The following is a 20634-nucleotide window of genomic DNA, read 5'->3' as shown; positions in this document are numbered from 1 at the left end:
CTTAATTCCAACGGTTAAATTGATTTTTTTTCCAATACCAAGCAATAATAAATCCTATAATTGCTCCACCTACATGCGCAAAATGCGCTACATTTCCAACAGAGTATTTTGTTATTCCAAAGAATAAATCACTTAAAATAATTAATGGTATAAAATATTTTGCCGAGATTGGAACAGGGAAAAATATCAATGCCAGTTTTGCATTTGGAAATGCCATTCCAAAGGCTACTAAAATACCATAAATAGCTCCTGAAGCACCAACAGCAGGTGTATGATAGGTTGCGTATAATTGTGATAAATCGCTTTCTGATATATGCTCTAAAATTTGAGTATTATAATTACCCGATTCTAAAATATTTTGAATATCACTAGCTGATAAACCTATGCTAATCAACTGATCGTACACCGAATTAAACTGATAATAATTTACCAATGTATATATAATACCTGCTCCCAGACCTGCGGATAAGTAGAAAAATAAAAATTTATTTCTACCCCACATTTGTTCTAAAGGTGTACCAAAAGCCCATAAACCATACATATTGAATAATATATGAGCAAAACCACCATGCATAAACATGTGGGTTAAAAATTGCCAAAACCCAAAATTTGGATTTTTAGGGAAATAAAGTGCAAATAAACTTTGCAAATCAAACCCCTGAATAAGTTGAGGCGCAATAAAAAATAGTACGTTTAATATAATTAAATGCTTTACAGCTTCAGTAATTCTTCCCATAATTTACTAAGTTAACAAAGGTTTTTAGTTGTTAAACTTTTTATCAATTTCGTCTAAATTAATTGTAACAAACGTGGTTTTACCAAAAGGAGATAAATCCGGTTGTTTGCATAAAAATAATTTATTTACCAATTCTTCTTGTTCTTTTAGGTCAAGTTTTGTGCCAGTTTTAATAGCTAAACTTTTCGCTAAACTTTTTGCCATAATATCAAGTTGGCTAAAACTTGTTTCAGGCACATCATTTTTAATATCTTCCAGCAGTTGTTCAATAATAATGGTTATTTGACTTTCAGTTATATTAACAGGAATACCTTTAACAACAATGGTATCGTCTAAAATTTTATCAAATAAAAAACCAATACTCTCCAAATCTTCTTTTATTTCTTTAATTAAATGAATATCAGACTTATTAAATGAAATTTCTAAAGGAAACAAAAGTTGCTGGCTCATAGCTTCCTTTACAGTTATATTCTCTAAAAACTCTTCATATAAAATACGTTGATGTGCTAAATTCTGATTGATATATACAATACCTGATTTTATACTGCTTACTAAATATTTATTATGAATTTGATACGTTTTGCTATTTGATTTAGTTTCAGAAAATAATGACGAATTGACAGTTTCTGATTCAACTTCAATATTTTCAATAGTTAGTCCTGTGTATAAACTTTCCCATTTTTCCTTTGTTTCTTTTTTAAAAGGAGATTTAACCGATTTTTGTTCACCTGTTTTAAATGGATTAAAGTCTGGATTTACAGTTACTTTAGGAGTATCAACTTTTTTACTTTTATATTGATACGGAGTATCAAAAGATGAATTCCGATTAAAATCTAATACCGGAGTTACATTATATTGCCCTAAACTATGTTTAATTGTTGAACGTAAAATAGCATACAATGTTTTTTCGTCATCAAATTTAATTTCAGTTTTTGTAGGATGAATATTGATATCAATACTTTTAGCAGGTACTTTTAAATATAAAAAGTATGTTGGATAAAAATTATTTGAAATCAATCCGTCAAAAGCACTGGAAACGGCATGGTTTAAATAAGCATTTTTAATAAATCTGTCATTCACAAAAAAGAATTGTTCTCCTCTTTTTTTCTTGGAAAATTCAGGTTTAGCTACAAAACCGGTAATTTCAACTATTTCTGTTTTTTCGTTGATAGGGACTAATTTTTCATTCGTTTTTTTTCCGAAAATAGCAACTATACGTTGGCGCAAATTACTCGAAATTAAATTGTAAATTTCACTATCATTGTGATAAAATGAAAATGAGATATTTGGATGTGCCAGCGTAACACGTTGAAATTCATTAACAATATGACGTGTTTCTATGCTATTCGATTTTAAGAAATTTCTTCGAGCAGGAATATTATAAAATAAATTTTTGACTGCTACCGATGTTCCTTTTGGTGTTGTAGTATTTTCTTGAGCAACAACGGTGCTTCCTTCAATTTTGATAAGCGTACCTAGTTCTTTACCTTCTTGTTTTGTTTTTAAATCTACATGTGCAATAGCAGCAATAGATGCCAATGCCTCACCTCTAAAACCTTTAGTGTGTAAGTTAAATAGATCTTCTGCTTTTTTTATTTTAGAAGTTGCGTGGCGTTCAAAACTAAGTCTTGCATCGGTTTGACTCATGCCAATACCGTTATCAATTACTTGAATTAGAGTTTTACCTGCCTCTTTAATAATTAGTTTGATATTATCAGCTCCGGCATCAATAGCATTTTCCAATAATTCTTTAACAACAGATGATGGTCTTTGAACAACCTCACCTGCAGCAATTTGGTTTGCAACATGATCGGGTAATAGCTGAATAATATCTGGCATTAGAATAATTTATGTAATTCAAATAAATAGGCTACAATTCCAACTAATATTGCAATTATTATTGCTAATCTTAAATTTGAAGCTCTATCTGTAGCACTTCTTTTATTTCTTACCCATTCATTCTTTAAATTATTTTTGGAAAGCCTGATTTTAAGAGTTTCACTATCAGTATCTTTATTTGCATTATATTGTTCTTCTAATCTTTGCATACGTTCTTTACGCTCGTCGTAATAGCGAGGTTTATAATCAAAAACATAATGCGCTCTCGGCTTAAATAATCTATCAAACATAAATATAGTATAATCAGTATATGACAAAAATACTGAATTATAAAGTTGTGGTCAAGTTTTGTGAATAATAAGGGTGTTAAAACTCTCTTAAAGCCGCCATTTTAATTGCAGCAATAGCGCATTCAATACCTTTGTTTCCGTGTTTTCCTCCAGATCGTTCAATTGATTGTTCTTTTGTATTATCAGTTAAAACACAAAAAATGGTAGGCACATCGTATTTAATATTGAGGTCTTTAATACCTTGAGTAACACCTTCACAAACAAAATCGAAATGTTTTGTTTCACCTTGTATTACATTTCCAATAGCTATAACTGCATTTATATTTTGAGTTTCCAGCATTTTTTTACAACCGTAAATAAGCTCAAAACTTCCAGGAACATTCCAACGGATGATATTTTGTTTTATAGCTCCGTTTTCTAAAAGTGCTTGTTCTGCACCTTTATATAAGCTTTCAGTAATTTCAGGATTCCATTCAGAAACAACAATCCCAAATCGAAAATTTTTCGCATTTGGGATTGTAGCTTTATCGTAATGTGATAAATTAGTTGTAGCCATTACATCTTAATTTTTTGATGCAAATGTTGCTCGGTTTATATAAACTTCAATGTTTTTAGCTTCATCAGAATTCGGATATTCTTTCTCAATTCTTTTAAATAATTCTAATGCTTTTGAATATTTTTCTAATTCCATTGCGGTAGTTCCAGCTTTGAAAAGGAAAAGTGGAGTAGAAAAATTATTGTCTTGTAAATTAGCAGCTTTTAAATAGTATTCTAGAGCATCTTCAGGTTGGTTAATATCTGCAAAGGCATCACCAATTGCTCCTTTGGCAGTAGGGCCTAAAAGTGCATCTTTTGATGAGAATTTTTCTAGGTATTCAATAGCTTCTTTATAGTTTTTCAATTTTAAATAAGAAATACCGGCGTAATAGTTTGCTAAATTACCGGCTTTAGTATTACTGTATTTATCAGCAATATCAATAAAACCATATTTTCCATCAGCACCTTCTAAACCCAAATTTAATAAAGAATCTACAGCAACAGTATTACTTAAAGCATCTTCAAAATATGTTTTAGGAAAAGCTAACTCGTTTGCAGCTTCTTTTTCTTTTGGTGTTTTAATATATTTTTGATAAGCTAAATAGCCTAAAATAACAACTACAACAGTTGCTAATAATACAAAAATTGCCTTTTGATATTTAATTACAAATTGCTCTGATCTTGAAGCGGTTTCATCTAAAGTGTTAAAAACTTCAGCAGTAGTTGATTTATCTTCAATGTTATTTTGAGCTTTTTTTACTTTACTTCCAGTCTTTTTATATGTTGCCATTTATTGTAAAATTTGTAGCCGCAAAAATAGAATTTTTAATTGGAAAGTAAAAATCCAAATTAATCTAAATTTCATTTATTTTCAATATTTTTAGACTTTCAAAAAAAATACATGTATTTACAAAAAATAACACTCGTAAATTTTAAAAATTTCGAATCTCAATCATTTAATTTTGAAGATAAAATAAATTGTTTTGTGGGTAATAACGGAGTTGGAAAAACCAATGTTTTAGATGCTATTTATTACTTGTCGTTTGCAAAAAGTTACTTTAATTCTGTTGCTACTCAAAATATTAAACATGATGAGGATTTTTTTATGATTGAAGGAGAATATCAGATAAATGATAAAATTGATACCATTGTTTGCAGTTTAAAAAGAGGAAATAAAAAGGTTGTAAAAAGAAATGGTAAGATTTATGAAAAATTTTCTGAACATATTGGGCATTTACCTTTAGTTATAATTTCTCCGGCTGATAGAGATTTAATTGTTGAAGGTAGCGAAACACGCAGAAAATTTGTAGATAATGTAATTTCACAGTCCAATAAACAATATCTGCAAACAGTTATTAAATACAATAAAGTTTTAGCTCAGCGAAATTCATTATTAAAATACTTTGCTGCTAACAGAACATTTGATGCCGTTAATTTAAAGGTTTATAATGAGCAATTGAGTTTGTACGGAAGCATAATTTTTGAAAAACGAAAAGAATTTTTGGAATCTTTTATTCCAATCTTTAAAAAAAGATATAAATCAATTTCAAATAGTAAAGAAGATGTAAATTTGGTGTATAAATCTCAATTGAATGAAAGTGATTTTGAAACTTTGTTTGAGTTAAGTTTAGCAAGGGATAAAATATTACAGTTTACCAGTGCCGGTGTGCATAAAGATGATTTGATTTTTGAGATTGACGGTTATCCGGTTAAAAAATTTGGTTCTCAAGGGCAGCAAAAATCGTATTTAATAGCTTTAAAACTGGCCCAATTCGATTTTATTAAAGAACAATCAAAAGTAAAACCTATATTATTGTTAGATGACATTTTTGATAAGTTAGATGATTTAAGAGTAGAACAACTTATTAATTTGGTAAATAGAGATGAATTTGGTCAATTATTTATAAGTGATACACATAAAGAACGTACTGAAGAAGTTGTAAAAAAAACAGAACAATCATATAAAATATTTCAATTGTAATGGCAAAACGACAGAATGAATTTCATTCTATTCAAGATTTGATGAAGGATGTTATTAAAGAAAACAATTTAAGTAAAGGGATGCAAAAAATATCTGTTGAGGAAGCATGGATTAAATTGATGGGTAGCGGTGTAGTTTCTTATACAGATAAAGTTGAATTGAATGGAAAAACTTTAATTGTTCGATTAAAATCTTCTGTTTTAAGAGAAGAATTAAGCTATGGTAAAGATAAAATAATTAAAATGATGAATGAAGAATTGGGTGAGAGCCTTATTTCTAAAATTATGCTTACTTAAAAAAATCCGCTGCATTACAACGGATTTTTTAGATGATTTTATATTGAATTTACTAAAACATTTCTCTGCCCGAGAAGTGAAATGCGCTTTCAATTGCTGCATTTTCGTTACTGTCAGAACCATGAATAGCATTTTCTCCCATTGATGTAGCGTAAAGTTTACGAATGGTTCCTTCTGCTGCATCAGCAGGATTTGTAGAGCCAATTAACGCTCTAAAGTCTTCAACTGCATTTTCTTTTTCTAAAATAGCGGCTACTATTGGTCCGCGTGTCATAAATTCAACTAATTCTCCAAAAAACGGACGTTCTTTATGAATATCGTAAAACTCTTTCGCATCTGCAACAGTCATTTGAGTCATTTTCATAGCAACAATTCTAAAACCTGCAGCATTTATTTTTTCTAAAATCGCTCCAATGTATCCTTTTTCTACTGAATCAGGTTTAAGCATTGTAAATGTTCTGTTTGTTGTCATTCTAAGTTTTTTAAATTTTTAAAATTGCCGCAAAGATACTATTTTAAAAATAAAATTATGTTACTTATGGTATCTTTGGGTATAGGTTTGGTAGGTTATATTATTTTCACCTATAATTTTCATAATAACATTATTGTTTTCAAAATCGAATTGTAATAAACCGAAACTTTTTTTGGGAACTACATTGCTAACTCTATATTTATTTGGTTCTCCTTTATAACTTGTATAAGCATGTGTTAATCCGCTGGAAGTAAAATCAATTAATGGGTATGACAAGCCTTCAACTTCTTTTTTTGAAATTTCTGATATATGTCTGTCTCCCGATATAATAATTGTATTTTTTGCGTTGGTTTCTTTTAAAATAGTTTCGAGTTTATCTACTTCGTGAGGCATATTTCCCCAAGTTTCAAAACCATGTTCACATGATAAGAATTGAATACTGCTTACAATGATGTTGTATGAAGCTTTAGAGTTTTTTAATTGATCTTTTAGCCAGTTCCATTGGGTTTCTCCAAGCATGGTTCCTTCACCATACTTATTAGGTTTAAAACGTTTACCTGTTTTAGTATCAGGAGTTAATGATGTTCTAAAATAGCGAGTATCTAAAATAATAGCTTTTATATTTTCATTACCTATAGTGTAATCTTTAGCATAGTATACACCTTCTTGTTTTCTCCTTTTATCTGTTGCAGGAATATCAAAAAAATCTAAAAATAATTGTTGGGCCTCAGCTTTTTTACTGTATTCAGCACCACCATCATTTACGCCATAATCATGATCATCCCAAGTGGCAAGAACATCAATATTCTTAATGAAATCACTATAATCAGCATTGTTTTTTTGTTTTTGGTAATTCTGTTTCATATAATCCATATCTTCAGTATCAGTATAAATTATATCTCCACCCCAAATCCAAACATCAGGATTGTTTTTTTTAATTTCTTTCCATAAATTGTTGGGTAAATTTTGATTGTTACATGAACCAAAAGCAATTACAAATTCTTTTTTGGGACTATTAACAGTACCTATTTCTTTCTCTTTTTTTTCTTTGATTTTACACGAAGTAATTATTAAGAAAATGAATAGTAGTATCTTTAAATAATTCATTTTTGTATTTTTAATGTTGTTTTAACAAATATACGCTGGTTAATCCATTAAAAATACATCATTAAATTGTATATTCGCACACTTATGAATAGAAATGATATTAAGGAAATAAAAGAGCTATTTTCAACTCCTAAAAATATTGTAATAGTACCTCATAAAAATCCAGATGGTGATGCAATAGGTGCATGTTTGGCAATGTACCATTATTTAAATGATAAGGGGCATAATGCTATTGTAGTTGCTCCAAATGATTATCCGGATTTTTTAAAATGGTTGCCGGGTTCTAAAGATGTGTATAAGTTTGATATGCAAAACAGACAGGCTAAAAGTGCTTTGGACAAGTCTTCTATTGTATTTTTATTGGATTTCAACTCTTTGCAAAGAGTTGGAGATGATATGATGAGTACTTTAGAAGATTTTATAGGTACTTTTATTATGATAGACCATCATCAACAACCTGATAATGTTGCAAAATATTTATATTCGGATATTAGTATTTGTTCAACATGTCAAATGATTTATCATTTTTTAGAAAAGTTAGAGGATGTTAAAGCAATTACACCCGAAATTGCAACTTGTTTGTATACGGGAATTATGACAGATACAGGCTCATTTAGATTTCCTTCAACAACAAGTACAACGCATAAAATTATTGCCGATTTAATTGATAAAGGTGCTAATAATGCTAAAATTCACAACAATGTGTACGACACAAATTCGTACGGAAGTTTGCAATTGCTTGGTAGAGCATTAAGTAATTTAATTGTTGTTGATAAACTAAAAACAGCATATATTACGTTAACTCAGAGTGATTTAGATGAGTTTAATTATCAAAAAGGAGATACTGAAGGTATTGTAAATTATGCCTTATCTCTTGAAGGAATAATTTTTGCAGTAATTTTTATTGAAGATGTTGAGCAGCAGATAGTTAAAGTTTCATTTAGATCTAAAGGAAGTTTTTCAGTAAATAAATTTGCAAGAGAACATTTTGATGGAGGAGGGCATGATAATGCTGCCGGTGGAAAATCAAAAATTTCATTAGATGCAACTGTTTCAAAATTTTTACATTTACTGTCAAGTTACAAAAAAGAACTTTTAAACTCTTATGAAGAATAGTTTTATACTTTTCAGTTTATTTTTAATATTGGTTTCGTGTATAAATCCGGTACCACGAAAACCGGTAGCAAGAAAAACGTCTTCATTTATGAAAGAATCGGTTTCGTTTAATAAATCGTTAAATGCCGCCGAAGAAAAAGACTTTTTATTGTTGATAAAGAATGATTCTGTTAGTAATTATATAACTTCACCCAATGGCTTTTGGTATAAGTATAATTTGAAAGGAAATAAAGTATACTATCCTAAATTTGGAGATAAGGTTTTATATACTTACGAAGTATACGATATCAACGGAAATATTATTTACGATTTTAATGAAATAGGCGAAAAATCGTATGTAATAGACCAACAAGAAATTATAGAAGGATTACGCAATGGATTAAAACTTATGAATGAAGGAGAAGTGGTTACTTTTTTATTTCCTTCGCATAAAGTATATGGTTATTTGGGAGATAACAATAAAATAAATATAAATCAACCGTTAATTTATAAAGTTCAATTAAATCAAATAAATAAAAAAAATGAAAGTAATTAAGTTTATATCAGTAGTTACAATTGCCTTAGTAATGGTTTCTTGTAATAATCAAAGAGTTACAAAAAAATCGTTAGAAACCGAATTAGATTCAGTAAGTTACGCTTTAGGGCTTGATATTGGAGAAAAAATAAAAGATAATTTTGGTGAAATTGATGAGGATTTATATATCCAAGGAGTTTTAAATGGAATAGACTCTACAAATCTTTTGTTAGAAAGTAAAGATGTTACTAAAGTTATAAATACATACTTTAGAAAAAAACAAGAAGAACAAAGAGAGAAAGCTCAAAAAATAAAATTAGAAAAAGCTGAAAAAGAATTTGCTGATGTTAAGGCTGAAGGAATTAAATTTTTAGAAGAAAACAAATCTAAAGAAGGCGTTCAGGTTACTGAAAGTGGTTTACAATATGTTGTAATTAAAGAAGGTACCGGAGACAAGCCTACAGCAGCGTCTAAAGTAAAAGTACACTATCACGGTACTTTAATTGACGGAACTGTTTTTGATAGTTCAGTTGAAAGAAATAAACCATCGGAATTTTTTGTAAACAGAGTTATAAAAGGATGGACAGAAGGTTTACAGCTTATGAGTGTAGGTTCAAAATATAAATTTTTTATTCCTCAAGAATTAGCTTACGGTGCATTTCCAAGACAAGGAGGTAAAATAAAACCATTTTCACCTTTAGTTTTTGAAGTTGAATTATTAGAGATTGTAAAAAAATAATTCTTTTAAGTAATTAAAAAATATTTAAATGAGAATATATAAATTTATAATCTTAATTTTTTCAATAACAATTATTTCATGTAAGTCTACTAAATATACCGATTTAGATGATGGCTTGTATGCAGATATGGAAACCAATAAAGGAACAATATTATTGAAACTTGAGTTTGAAAAAACACCTGTAACTGTTGCAAACTTTGTTTCCTTAGCTAAAGGAACAAATAAACATGTTACCGATTCTTTAAACGGAATACCTTATTATAATGGTGTAGTTTTCCATAGGGTTATAAAAGGTTTTATGATTCAAGGGGGTGATCGAACAGCTACAGGTGAAGGAGATCCCGGTTATAAATTTATAGATGAATTCCCAAAAGATAAGGATGGTAAGTTATTGTTAAAACATGATAAGGCAGGAATTTTATCAATGGCCAATGGTGGTCCGGCAACAAATGGAAGCCAGTTTTTTATCACACAAAATGAAGCTCCATGGTTAGATGGTAAGCATACTGTTTTTGGAAACGTTGTTAAAGGACAAGCTGTTGTTGATTCTATTATTCAGAATGACACCATAAAAAAAGTTGAAATAATTAAAGTTGGTAAAGCTGCTAAAGGATTTAATGCTGTTAAAGTATTCGATAAGTATGTAAAAAAACAACTAAAAGAGCAGAAGGAAATTGAGAAGATTGCCAATGCTACTTTAAAAAGGTTTAACGAATTTTCTAAAGAAGCAATTGAATTGCCTTCAGGTTTAAAAATAGCTATTACTGAAACAAAAAATGGTGAGTTTCCTTTAAACGGACAAAAAGTAAAAGTGAATTACGCCGGTTATTTTACTGATGGAATGTTGTTTGATACCAGCTATAAAGAAATTGCCAAAACATATCATAAATATGATGTAGCAAGAGATAAACACAATAAATATGGTCCTTTTACTACAATTTACGGTCCTGATGCCAGATTAATTGCCGGTTTTAAAGAAGGCTTACAAAAAATGAGAGTAGGAGACAAGGCTTTACTTTTTATACCTTCTCATTTAGGTTACGGAGCACAAGGAGGCGGAGATGTGATTCCGCCTGATACCGATTTGATTTTTGAATTAGAATTGGTTGAGGTTGTAAATTAAAACATTAGTAATCAATGTTAGATTCACTAATTGATAAAGATATTGAATTGTTTTTGTTTCTAAATAATTTAGGAACAGCACAGTGGGATGGCTTTTGGCTTTTTTTAACAAATAAGTTAAGTGCCATCCCATTATATCTGTTATTGCTTTATTTTACCTATAAACATTTTGGTTTAAAAAAAACTGCAATTGTAGTACTGTTTATTATACTATTAATTGCAATTTCAGACCAAACAAGTAATTTATTCAAATATGGTTTCAAAAGGCTAAGACCATGTCACGATGAAAATATTGCACATTTAGTCCGGTTAGTAAAAGAGCGTTGCGGAGGTAAATTTTCTTATTTTTCGGCACATGCAGCAAATACAATGGCTATTGCAGTATTTTTCAGTTTACTATTCAAAAAAACATACAAATACTTCCCTTTTATATTAATTGTTTGGGCATTATTTGTCTCTTACAGCAGAATTTATATAGGAGTACATTTTCCTTTAGATGTAATTACAGGTATTATTTTTGGTATTTTTTATGCAATCATATTTTACAAGTTGTATCAGCTTTTTATTAAAAAGTGGGTGATTTAAACTTCGTATATTTTTTTATTGAAAGGATTTAAAAATATTAAAAAGAAGATAACTGCAAATGCCAATTCGTATAATTCCCATTTTCTATTTGAAGAAATAAAAACCAATATTCCGGTTGCTACTAAAAACGCAATGGTTTGATGCCATTTAACAATAGGCACAGCAAAAGAATCAACCAAATTTTTAAAACCTTTGAATTTCCTGTATATAAAAGGAAAAATCAATAAATAAATTACCAAAACAATAGTTAAAAGCTGACTGAAAACAATTTTATTTACTTTTTTTCCGTCAACAACCAAATTGTGTAAATTGGTTTCGCCTTGAGCATTATGCTCAATAAAATATTCTGAAGATTGAACATTAAAAATACGTTGACCCCAAGAAATTTCTTCACCTGCACCAAAGAAAAACACTAAAGCCATTCCTAAAATACCAATTTTCCATAATGTTTTTTTATGTTTATATAGTTTAAAGAAACGAAAAAGCAATAATATACTCGAACAAAAAAGCAATATTGCAGTTCCATATTCAACCATACCATCTTCTTTTGTGTAAACTTCATCAAAATATTGAAGGTTAGTGTTTGCATAATATATTCCTAATCCAAATACAAGAATTAAAAATAGATAAGCCAATTTATCGGTTTGTGTAAGAGTTTTTATTTTCATATATCAAAAGTACTATTTTTTTGAAACTAAATAAAGATGTCTTATAAGTCTTTCTTTACTTTTTGCTCCAAAATTTATATTAAAAGTTTCAATTAAAGTTAGGGTATAATTATTACTTAATTTAGATTTTACAGTTTCTATATCTTCAGCCATAACTAAAATACCAAAATTTGAATCCGATGGTACTGTCAACTCTTCATTTTTGTAGATATTTTTTAAGTATCCATTGTATTGCCAAAGAAATTCCGGTGCAATTTCACCTATAGAATAAGTTGAAATATTATTTTTTACTTCAAATTGGTGAAGCGTATTTATTGATTTATACTCTTTATTTTTATTGATACTTTTTGAAAGAGGTAATCCAAAAGTTAAAATTGACATCATAAAAAATATTGAAAAATAAAAAACGTGTTTCATTTTCTTTTGGAATAGGTATTTGAAAATTAATAGTCCAATTATTAAAGTTACCACCGACGTAGCTACATAATTTATTATAAAATTTTGCAAATTATCCTTCAATAAAAAATACAATACAACAGGTAAAGCAATACTCAAAGTTGCTATTAACCCAAAATTAAAATACACAGGAATTGTTTCTTTCTTCGATTTTAGTTTTGAAAAACTCTGAATTAAGTATTCAATGTAAAATCCGGTATTTAATGCTAAAGGAATTAATACCGGTACTAAATAGCGTGCTTTTTTTTCAGGTATTAAAGAGAGTAAAATAAGAGCAATGATTGTCCACCAAAAAGTAAATTTATACGCTTTTTTATTTTGAACCTTTTTTATCAAATAAGGGTAAAATAAACCTATTAAGGCAGGTATTGTCCATAAACCAGATTGTGTAAAGAAACTCCAATAATAATAAAAAGGTTTAATATTATAACTACTCCAGTTACCGGTTTCTTTAGTTGTAATTTCTAAAAATGCTTGTGGATCTGCCATTCGAACATATACAAACCACCATAAACCTATTAAAAGAAATAAAATTATGAAACTTATAAAAGGAATTATTTTGGGTTTAAATTTTTTAAATCTAAAAATAAAACCATACGAAATTATAAAAGGTAAAAATACAGCGTAGAGCGATACAGGACCTTTACTCATAAAAGACAAACCAATAAAAAAAGCTGAAATTACAGCATTTTTCCAAAGAGATTCCTTTTCTTCAAAAAATCTAAATAAAAAATATAAACCTGCAAGCATAAACCCATGAGTAAAAATATCCCAAGGTGCTTCATTTATAATGGCAAAAATATAGAAAGACGTTACTAAAATTAAACTGTTTTGTAAACTTTGAGTTTTAGAAAGGTTTAATTTTAAAGATAAAAAATACCCAAATAAACCGGTAAATAACACCATTAAAGCACCTGGTAAACGCAAAGCAAAAAGACTATTTATTCCAAATAGTAAACCGGATATAGCTGTAAACCACGTAGGTAATGGAGGTTTTTGATATCGGGCTTCTCCGTTCATTGTTGTTAATAGCCAATTATTATTGTTAACCATTTCACGAGCTGTAATAAAATTACGAGCTTCCATAATAGTTACATTTGGAACATCCAATTGTATAAGTAACATTAATAAAACCACCACACTTAATGTTATAACAGGGTGTTTTTCAATAATTTTAATCATTTATAAATAGTTGTGTACATGTAATTATACAAGTTTAATCCTGTTTTTTTAGGATTATAATATTTCTGATATAAATAATGGAACCCATAAAATGCCCAATTAAAAGTACGGGATCTTTTCTTAAAACAGCATAAAATAAAATCATTAAAGAACCGATTAAACTTAATAACCAAAAGCCAAATGGTAATGACGATTCTTTATTTTTTTCTGAATAAATCCATTGATAAACAAAACGAAGTGTAAAAATTATTTGCGCAATACTTCCCCAAACAAGTAACCAGGCAGGTATGGCTTCATTTCTAAAAAGTTTATCAATATCATAAGAGTTGTTGTTATAAGAATAAATAACCAACAATATTGGGAATATCCATAAAAACCAACGTGAAATTTTGGATACTTTTTGCCATTCTCCCTGTAATTGTAAATTTCTGATATAAATAAAATAAGTGAGTGATTGGCCTAGCATTATGGCAAAATCTTCTCTTAAATAACCATATATAAATAATAGAAAAGAAGCTAATAAACTTAACCACCAAAATAATGTTGGAGTTAATACTTTTTTATTTTTTTCAGATAAAATCCATTGTAAAATAAGTCTTCCTGAAAATAAAAGCTGTGCAAAAAAACCGATAGTATATACAATCCAGCTACTCATTACCCTTTTTTTGCTATGTTATAATTGATATATTTTTTTTTCATCCATAAATAAGCAAAACAATCCATTAACGGACCTAACAGCCTATTCCATAAACCATATTTTGCCTCACCGGCAATTCTAGGAAAATGTTGAACAGGAATTTGTTTTATACTACCATTTTGCAATAAAATCATGGCAGGTAAAAAACGGTGTAAACCATTAAACATCGGAATTTTTTTAGCGTATTCGGTTTTTATTATTTTTAAAGGGCAACCGGTATCGTCCATTCCGTCATGCGTAAAAGTACGTCTAATTCCATTTGCTATGGTTGAAGACATATTTTTTACAAAAGAATCTTTTCTGTTTGCTCTAACGCCTGTAACTAAATCATATTCAGTTATATGTTCTAATAAAAGATTAAAGTCTTCCGGTGCAGTTTGAAGATCAGAATCAATATAGCCAACCAATTCGGTATCAACATTATTAAAACCGGCTGCAATTGCAGCACTTAAACCACAATTTTTTTCAAACTGAATAAAAGTAAAATCGGCATTATTAGCACAAATTTCTTCGATTAATAGTTGACTTTTATCTTTACTTCCGTCATTTACAAAAAGGACTTTGGTTTTTTTTGCAGCAATTTTAATATATTTAGAAAGTTCTTGTTCTACACGTTTTAAATTATCTTCTTCATTATAAACAGGAACAACAATTGTAAATTCGTAATTCATTAGTTATCAATTATTTTTTTAGAATTTTTTAGAAGCTTTTAAAGTTTGTAAATTTAAAATATTTATTTAGATAAATGCAACATGTAAAACATTGTTTCGTCTTTAACAATAGAAGTAACCAACTTAATGAGCAAGACTGTTTATTTACACAATAAAATAATTGAAGGTTGTAAGCAAAACAAGGCAAAATCACAAATGCAATTGTATGATAAGTATTGCAATGCAATGTATATAATTGCACAACGCTATGTAAAAGATAATTTTATTGCCGAAGATGTGATGCAAGATGCCTTTATTAAAGTGTTTAAAAACATTCAAAACTTTAAAGGTGAAGTTACCATAGGCGCCTGGATTAAAAAAATTGTGATCAATCAGTGTATTGATTATTTGAAAAAGAAAAAAATTGAGTTGGTTTCTCTTGAAAACAGTAAAATTGAAATTGTTGAAGAAAATAATTGGACTGTAACTGAAGATGTTACTTTTGAAATTGTGAATAATGCAATTAATAATTTACCTGATAAATACAAGGTTGTATTGAATTTGTATTTATTAGAAGGATACGATCATCAAGAAATTGCACAAATTTTAAATATAACAGAAGTAGCTTCAAGGTCGCAATTAATGAGAGGTAAAAACAAGTTAAAAAGTCAATTAAAAAAGTATAATTATGTCTAGTGATATAAAAAAAATACTACAAAATAAGCAAGTTGAAAAGGTTGAACTTTCAAAAGATCATAGAAAGAAATTTGAAGCAAAACTTCAAACAGAACTTCATCATTATAAAAAGAGAAGCAACCGATTTTTAAAGATTGCAGCTTCATTTTTAATACTTGTAGGTTTAGGAACAACAGTATATTATTATGCACCAAAAACTAATAATACACCGGTTCAAATTTCAAAAATTGAAAGTTTGGGAAGCATATCACCTGAACTGAAAAAAATTGAAAATTATTATTTAGTGAGTATAAATGCTGAAATTTTAAATCTAAATGAAACGCCTGAAAATAAAGAGTTATTAGATGGTTATTTAGAGAAAATTGATGAATTGTCGAAAGATTATAAAATGCTTACAAACGAATTAAATTCTGAAGGATTAAATGAAAAAACCATCAATGCTTTAATTGATAATTTACAATTACGTTTAAAATTGCTATACCAACTTAAAGAACAATTGAACGAATTAAAAAAAAATAACGTAAAACAAAATGAAAATATACAAGTATAAAATAGTAAGTTTAATAGTGTTATTTACTTTTAGTGTAAACGCCCAAAAGTTTGATAAAAAAATAACAGAAGAGTTTAAAGTAAATTCTGATGTAACTATTGCAATTAATGCTTCACATACTGATATTGATGTTGAAACTTGGAACAAGGATCAGGTACTGGTTGAAGCTACTATTGAGGTTGAAGGTGTAAGTAAAAAAGAAGCTGAGGCTATTTTTAAAAAATGGAAGTTTGAAGCATTAGGAAATAAAAGCAAAGTTAAAATAACGTCTCCATCTCAATTTATACATTTTGAATTTAAAGGGGATTATGATTTTGATTTTAAAGAAATTGATGTAGATATACCTCATTTTGAAATGCCGGAAATGCCGGAAATGCCTGAGATGCCGGAAATGTTTATAATGCCTAATGTTGATTTTCCTGAAATGAATATTGAATTTTTTGAGTTTGATTACGATAAATATAAAAACGATTCAACCTATTTAAAAAAGTATAAAAGCAGAATTTCTAAAGAAGTTGAAAAATATGAAAAAAGCGATTGGAAAAAGAAAATAGATTCTCTTAGAAATTCTAATGATTTCAGAAAAAGTATAGAAGAATATAAAAAAGAAGCTGACAAAGCCAGACAAGAAATGCTTCAAAATAGAGATAAAATTCTTGAAGAAGTTAAAAGAGCAAAAGAAGAATCTAAAAAAGCAATGGCTGAATATAAAAAGCTAAAAGAAAAAGGTAAATTAGATTCTATACATAATTATAAAAAAAGCTACTATTTTGAATTTAGAGATGATAGCAATTCAAAAGTGAAAATAAAAAAAGAAATTAAAATTAAAGTTCCTAAAGATGCCACATTCGATCTAAATGTTAAACACGGTAAATTAAATATTCCAAAATCTAATACTAAAATGTCTGCAACATTATCATACGGAGATTTTATTGGAGGAATAATTGAGGGTACTAACAATTTAAACATCTCGAATTCTCCTGTAATTATTAATACGGTGAGTTCAGGAAATATTACACTAAAAAATGTTCCAAATGCTACATTTGGAACATTTTCAAATGGAAATTTATTTTCAAATTCATCAGATGTAATTATAAAAACAGTAGGAAAAAACGTTGCTTTGAGTCAAAAATTCGGAAACCTTGAAGTTTTAAAAATTGTGCCCGATTTTAATAACTTAAATATAATTTTAGATTATGCAAAAGGGAATTTGATTTTATCGAATACCGATTTTATTTATGATTTGAATGGGAAAAAATCAACTTTCAAAGTAAAAGATGTTGTAAACCATTCAACTAATTACGAAAAAAATGGTGTTGATGCCATTAAAGGGTTTTTTAAAAACAAAACATCACCAAACAAACTAAATATTACAGGAGTTTACAGTACCGTTTGGCTACATTAAACATCAATTTTACCTTCATATTTAAACTTTCAAAATACCTGGAAGTATAAATTTTTCCATTAGGGATTTGTTATTATCTTTACAACTTCAATTTCAAGCAAATTTTAATGGAATTATACAAAACAAATCAAATAAAAATTTATAACTCTTTAAGTAAATCTAAAGAAATTTTTAAACCCTTAGTAGAAGGAAAAGTAGGAATGTATGTGTGTGGACCTACAGTATATAGTAATGTGCATTTAGGAAATGTTAGAACCTTTACGTCATTTGATTTGGTTTTTCGTTATTTAAAACATTTAGGCTTTAAGGTGCGTTATGTGCGTAATATTACCGATGCCGGACATTTAGAAAATGATGCTGATGAAGGTGAGGACAGAATTGCAAAAAAAGCTCGTTTAGAGCAAATTGAACCAATGGAAGTAGTGCAACGTTACACCGTTGATTTTCATGATACCTTACAAAAAATAAATAATTTACCACCAAGTATAGAGCCAACAGCAACGGGTCATATTATTGAACAGATTGAAATTATTAAAGATATTTTAGACAAAGGGTTGGCGTACGAAATTAATGGTTCTGTTTATTTTGATGTTTTAAAATATAATGAATCTCAGCATTATGGAATTCTTTCAGGAAGAAATATTGAAGAATCTATTCATAATACGCGAGAGTTAGATGGTCAATCTGAAAAGAAAAATCCACAAGATTTTGCACTTTGGAAAAAAGCGGATGATAAGCACATTATGCGTTGGCCTTCACCTTGGAGTGATGGTTTTCCGGGTTGGCATTTGGAATGTACAGCAATGAGTACTAAATATTTAGGTGAAACTTTTGATATTCATGGTGGTGGGATGGACTTAAAATTTCCACATCATGAATGTGAAATAGCACAATCACAAGCTAAAAATAATGTAAAACCTGTAAATTATTGGATGCATGCCAATATGCTAATTTTGAACGGACAAAAAATGGCGAAATCTACCGGAAATTATATTTTACCTAATGAGATTTTTACCGGTGAAAATAAAATTTTAAGCAAGCCGTTTACGCCAAGTGCAACACGCTTTTTTATGATGCAAGCTCATTACAGAAGTATTTTAGATTTTACAAGTACCGGTTTAGAAGCTTCCGAAAAAGGATATATTAAATTAATGGAAGCTATACATAGTATAGATAAAATTGTTACAACTAAAGAATCTTCAATAGATATACAAGCATGGAAACAAAAATGTTATGATGCTATGAATGACGATTTTAACAGTCCGATTTTAATTGCAAATTTATTTGAGGCTGTTAAATACATTAATCTTCTAATTGATAAAAAAGAATCTATTTCAGAAAGCGATTTGACCGATTTTAAAAACACAATTAATGCTTTTGTTTTTGATGTTTTAGGTTTGCAGAACGATATACAACAAGATAGTTCTAATAAATTATCAGGAGTTGTAGAAATGCTTATAAACATGCGTAAAGAAGCAAGAGACAATAAAGATTGGGCGTTATCAGATAAAATTCGTGATGAGTTGGCAACTTTAGGAATTCAGTTAAAAGACGGAAAGGAAGGAACTACTTTTTCAATCAATTAATTTGAAAAGTATAACTAAAATATTAGCATTCCCTTTTATATGGTTGGTTAAATTTTATCAAATAGCCATTTCGCCGTATACACCTTCTAGTTGCAGGTATACGCCAACTTGTTCAAGTTATACTTTAGAGGCTTTAAAAAAACATGGTATTTTTTGGGGAGGTTGGCTGTCAATTAAACGCATTGTAAGTTGTAATCCTTGGGGAGGCAGTGGTTATGATCCTGTTCCTGAGCCGAAACATAAAAAAGGAAAACAATAAAAAAGGTTTCATAAATACTTTTATATTTACATAAAAATAAATTAAATGACATTACTTCAAATAAATTGGAATCCATCACCGGAAATATTTAAAATTGGAATTATTTCAATTCGTTATTACAGTTTAATGTTTGTTATAGCATTTATGTTAGGCTTACATTTAATGAAAAAGATATTTATAAATGATAAAATTCCTTTAGAAAAGTTGGATTCATTATTTATTTATGTTGTTATATCTACATTGGTAGGAGCCAGACTAGGACATTTTTTATTTTACGATCCTCAATTTTTAATTGAAAAACCTTTAGAAGTATTGTTGCCTTTTAGGTTTTCTCCAAAGTTTGAAATTACAGGTTATGCCGGTTTAGCCAGTCATGGTGCTGTTATAGGTATTATTTTGGCTATGTATTATTTTAGCAAAAAAATACTTAAAAAACCTTTATTATTTATTTTAGACAGGCTTACAATTCCTGTTGCTATTGGAGGTGCTTTTGTAAGAATTGGGAATTTAATGAATTCTGAAATTATAGGTAAACCTACAAATTCTAATTACGGTTTTGTTTTTCAGAAATTGGGAGAAGATTTTCCTCGTCATCCAGCACAATTGTATGAAGCTTTTTGTTATGTAATAATTTTTGTTGTTTTATGGTATGTGTATTGGAAAACTAACAAAAAAGAAAAATTGGGTTACATATTTGGACTGTTTTTTGTGTTGCTTTGGACAGCAAGATTTATAGTAGAATTTTTTAAAGAGGCACAAGTTGACGAACGAGCTACATGGGCACTTAATACAGGACAATGGTTAAGTATTCCTCTAATTCTTGTCGGATTTTACTTTATGTTTAGGAAGAAATAAATAAAAAAGCCACTCAAACTGAGTGGCTTTTTTTTAACATCTAATTTTTGATTAGCTTTTAATTTGATTTTTTTTAAATTGCTCAAATTTAGTTTCGGTATTTTTTGGCCAGCTATTGTTTGTTAAATCAACATCAGCTGTTTGTTCATCAGGGTCAACGGTAATTTTAGTAATTGCTTTACTGCTATGAAAAACTTTAGTTACTTCATCATCATTAAGTCTCCAAATTTGAGCAGGATATTGTTTTCGTTCTTTTGTGCCATCTTCATATTCAAATTCAACAATAATTGGCATTA

Annotated in this window: 24 protein-coding genes and 1 pseudogene; 13 read left to right on the top strand and 12 right to left on the bottom strand. The window is 28.7% G+C overall.

The genetic code is table 11. The features are described from left to right. Window position 1: 1 nt before the first annotated feature. The 5 genes from HGB55_RS09450 to HGB55_RS09430 are packed head-to-tail and all read right to left on the bottom strand — an operon-like array spanning window position 2 to window position 4192. The gene (locus tag HGB55_RS09450; RefSeq protein ID WP_168816651.1) at window positions 2-736 is read right to left on the bottom strand and encodes a rhomboid family intramembrane serine protease; all 735 of its coding nucleotides are present in this window, start codon (window positions 734-736) and stop codon (window positions 2-4) included. Window positions 737-760: 24 nt separating this feature from the next. Continuing rightward, complete coding sequence (gene mutL, locus HGB55_RS09445) at window positions 761-2575, bottom strand: DNA mismatch repair endonuclease MutL (protein WP_168816650.1); 1815 nt, start codon at window positions 2573-2575, stop codon at window positions 761-763. Next, on the bottom strand, window positions 2575-2892 hold the full coding sequence (locus HGB55_RS09440) for a hypothetical protein (protein ID WP_168816649.1): 318 nt from the start codon (window positions 2890-2892) through the stop codon (window positions 2575-2577). The genes mutL and HGB55_RS09440 overlap by 1 nt, the downstream gene beginning before the upstream one ends. Window positions 2893-2941: 49 nt before the next feature. Beyond that, a complete protein-coding gene (gene ribH / locus HGB55_RS09435; protein ID WP_168816648.1) occupies window positions 2942-3421 on the bottom strand; it encodes a 6,7-dimethyl-8-ribityllumazine synthase in 480 nt (159 codons plus the stop codon). 6 nt (window positions 3422-3427) lie between these two features. Further along, complete coding sequence (locus HGB55_RS09430; protein WP_168816647.1) at window positions 3428-4192, bottom strand: tetratricopeptide repeat protein; 765 nt, start codon at window positions 4190-4192, stop codon at window positions 3428-3430. A gap of 111 nt (window positions 4193-4303) precedes the next feature. Between HGB55_RS09430 and HGB55_RS09425 the strand changes: the two genes are divergently transcribed. Both HGB55_RS09425 and HGB55_RS09420 read left to right on the top strand, forming a co-directional pair. Further along, window positions 4304-5383 carry a DNA replication/repair protein RecF gene (locus tag HGB55_RS09425; RefSeq protein WP_168816646.1) on the top strand — a complete coding sequence of 360 codons (1080 nt, stop codon included), beginning with the start codon at window positions 4304-4306 and terminating at the stop codon, window positions 5381-5383. Continuing rightward, window positions 5383-5679, top strand: a complete 297-nt coding sequence (locus tag HGB55_RS09420; RefSeq protein ID WP_168816645.1) for a DUF721 domain-containing protein — start codon at window positions 5383-5385, stop codon at window positions 5677-5679. Before HGB55_RS09425 ends, HGB55_RS09420 begins: the two co-directional genes overlap by 1 nt. 52 nt (window positions 5680-5731) lie before the next feature. Here HGB55_RS09420 and HGB55_RS09415 read toward each other — a convergent pair whose 3' ends face one another. After that, window positions 5732-6151 (bottom strand): nucleoside-diphosphate kinase, encoded by a 420-nt coding sequence (locus HGB55_RS09415; RefSeq protein WP_168816644.1) that lies wholly within the window; start codon window positions 6149-6151, stop codon window positions 5732-5734. Window positions 6152-6211: 60 nt separating this feature from the next. Next, window positions 6212-7258: an alkaline phosphatase D family protein gene (locus HGB55_RS09410; RefSeq protein ID WP_168816643.1), complete on the bottom strand. Its 1047-nt coding sequence runs from the start codon at window positions 7256-7258 to the stop codon at window positions 6212-6214. 84 nt (window positions 7259-7342) lie between these two features. Between HGB55_RS09410 and HGB55_RS09405 the strand changes: the two genes are divergently transcribed. The 5 genes from HGB55_RS09405 to HGB55_RS09385 are packed head-to-tail and all read left to right on the top strand — an operon-like array spanning window position 7343 to window position 11334. Continuing rightward, complete coding sequence (locus HGB55_RS09405; RefSeq protein ID WP_168816642.1) at window positions 7343-8374, top strand: bifunctional oligoribonuclease/PAP phosphatase NrnA; 1032 nt, start codon at window positions 7343-7345, stop codon at window positions 8372-8374. Then, a complete protein-coding gene (gene gldI / locus HGB55_RS09400; RefSeq protein WP_168816641.1) occupies window positions 8364-8909 on the top strand; it encodes a gliding motility-associated peptidyl-prolyl isomerase GldI in 546 nt (181 codons plus the stop codon). The genes HGB55_RS09405 and gldI overlap by 11 nt, the downstream gene beginning before the upstream one ends. Next, window positions 8896-9627 (top strand): FKBP-type peptidyl-prolyl cis-trans isomerase, encoded by a 732-nt coding sequence (locus HGB55_RS09395; RefSeq protein ID WP_168816640.1) that lies wholly within the window; start codon window positions 8896-8898, stop codon window positions 9625-9627. Before gldI ends, HGB55_RS09395 begins: the two co-directional genes overlap by 14 nt. A gap of 28 nt (window positions 9628-9655) precedes the next feature. Further along, window positions 9656-10750 carry a peptidylprolyl isomerase gene (locus HGB55_RS09390; protein ID WP_168816639.1) on the top strand — a complete coding sequence of 365 codons (1095 nt, stop codon included), beginning with the start codon at window positions 9656-9658 and terminating at the stop codon, window positions 10748-10750. 14 nt (window positions 10751-10764) lie between these two features. Continuing rightward, window positions 10765-11334 carry a phosphatase PAP2 family protein gene (locus tag HGB55_RS09385; protein ID WP_168816638.1) on the top strand — a complete coding sequence of 190 codons (570 nt, stop codon included), beginning with the start codon at window positions 10765-10767 and terminating at the stop codon, window positions 11332-11334. Here the strand turns inward: HGB55_RS09385 and HGB55_RS09380 are convergent. From HGB55_RS09380 to HGB55_RS09365, 4 genes are read right to left on the bottom strand one after another with little or no spacing between them, the layout of a single operon-like run. Further along, the gene (locus tag HGB55_RS09380) at window positions 11331-12002 is read right to left on the bottom strand and encodes a hypothetical protein (protein WP_168816637.1); all 672 of its coding nucleotides are present in this window, start codon (window positions 12000-12002) and stop codon (window positions 11331-11333) included. The two genes, HGB55_RS09385 and HGB55_RS09380, sit on opposite strands and share 4 nt — an antisense overlap. 12 nt (window positions 12003-12014) lie before the next feature. After that, the gene (locus HGB55_RS09375; protein ID WP_168816636.1) at window positions 12015-13640 is read right to left on the bottom strand and encodes a glycosyltransferase family 39 protein; all 1626 of its coding nucleotides are present in this window, start codon (window positions 13638-13640) and stop codon (window positions 12015-12017) included. Between the two features lie 34 nt (window positions 13641-13674). Then, a complete protein-coding gene (locus tag HGB55_RS09370) occupies window positions 13675-14295 on the bottom strand; it encodes a lipid-A-disaccharide synthase N-terminal domain-containing protein (protein ID WP_168816635.1) in 621 nt (206 codons plus the stop codon). After that, window positions 14295-15008 carry a glycosyltransferase gene (locus HGB55_RS09365; RefSeq protein WP_168816634.1) on the bottom strand — a complete coding sequence of 238 codons (714 nt, stop codon included), beginning with the start codon at window positions 15006-15008 and terminating at the stop codon, window positions 14295-14297. Before HGB55_RS09365 ends, HGB55_RS09370 begins: the two co-directional genes overlap by 1 nt. A 126-nt stretch (window positions 15009-15134) precedes the next feature. On the opposite strand from HGB55_RS09365, the gene HGB55_RS09360 reads away from it, so the two are divergent. The 6 genes from HGB55_RS09360 (at window position 15135) to lgt (ending at window position 20338) form a co-directional block, all read left to right on the top strand. Beyond that, the gene (locus HGB55_RS09360) at window positions 15135-15683 is read left to right on the top strand and encodes an RNA polymerase sigma factor (protein WP_168816633.1); all 549 of its coding nucleotides are present in this window, start codon (window positions 15135-15137) and stop codon (window positions 15681-15683) included. Next, on the top strand, window positions 15676-16233 hold the full coding sequence (locus HGB55_RS09355; RefSeq protein ID WP_168816632.1) for a hypothetical protein: 558 nt from the start codon (window positions 15676-15678) through the stop codon (window positions 16231-16233). The genes HGB55_RS09360 and HGB55_RS09355 overlap by 8 nt, the downstream gene beginning before the upstream one ends. After that, window positions 16214-17638 carry a hypothetical protein gene (locus HGB55_RS09350; RefSeq protein WP_168816631.1) on the top strand — a complete coding sequence of 475 codons (1425 nt, stop codon included), beginning with the start codon at window positions 16214-16216 and terminating at the stop codon, window positions 17636-17638. Before HGB55_RS09355 ends, HGB55_RS09350 begins: the two co-directional genes overlap by 20 nt. Window positions 17639-17745: 107 nt before the next feature. After that, the gene (gene cysS, locus HGB55_RS09345; protein ID WP_168816630.1) at window positions 17746-19224 is read left to right on the top strand and encodes a cysteine--tRNA ligase; all 1479 of its coding nucleotides are present in this window, start codon (window positions 17746-17748) and stop codon (window positions 19222-19224) included. Window positions 19225-19234: 10 nt separating this feature from the next. After that, on the top strand, window positions 19235-19483 hold the full coding sequence (yidD, locus tag HGB55_RS09340) for a membrane protein insertion efficiency factor YidD (protein ID WP_168816716.1): 249 nt from the start codon (window positions 19235-19237) through the stop codon (window positions 19481-19483). A 45-nt stretch (window positions 19484-19528) separates the two neighbouring features. Next, on the top strand, window positions 19529-20338 hold the full coding sequence (lgt, locus tag HGB55_RS09335) for a prolipoprotein diacylglyceryl transferase (protein WP_168816629.1): 810 nt from the start codon (window positions 19529-19531) through the stop codon (window positions 20336-20338). Between the two features lie 51 nt (window positions 20339-20389). Here lgt and HGB55_RS09330 read toward each other — a convergent pair. Continuing rightward, window positions 20390-20634, bottom strand: a pseudogene (locus HGB55_RS09330) (M1 family peptidase); the annotation flags it as partial.

This window comes from Lutibacter sp. B1 (assembly GCF_012524075.1).
Lineage (GTDB): Bacteria > Bacteroidota > Bacteroidia > Flavobacteriales > Flavobacteriaceae > Lutibacter.
Note: the sequence above shows the minus strand (reverse complement) of the source record. Positions and strands in the feature narration are given on the sequence as shown.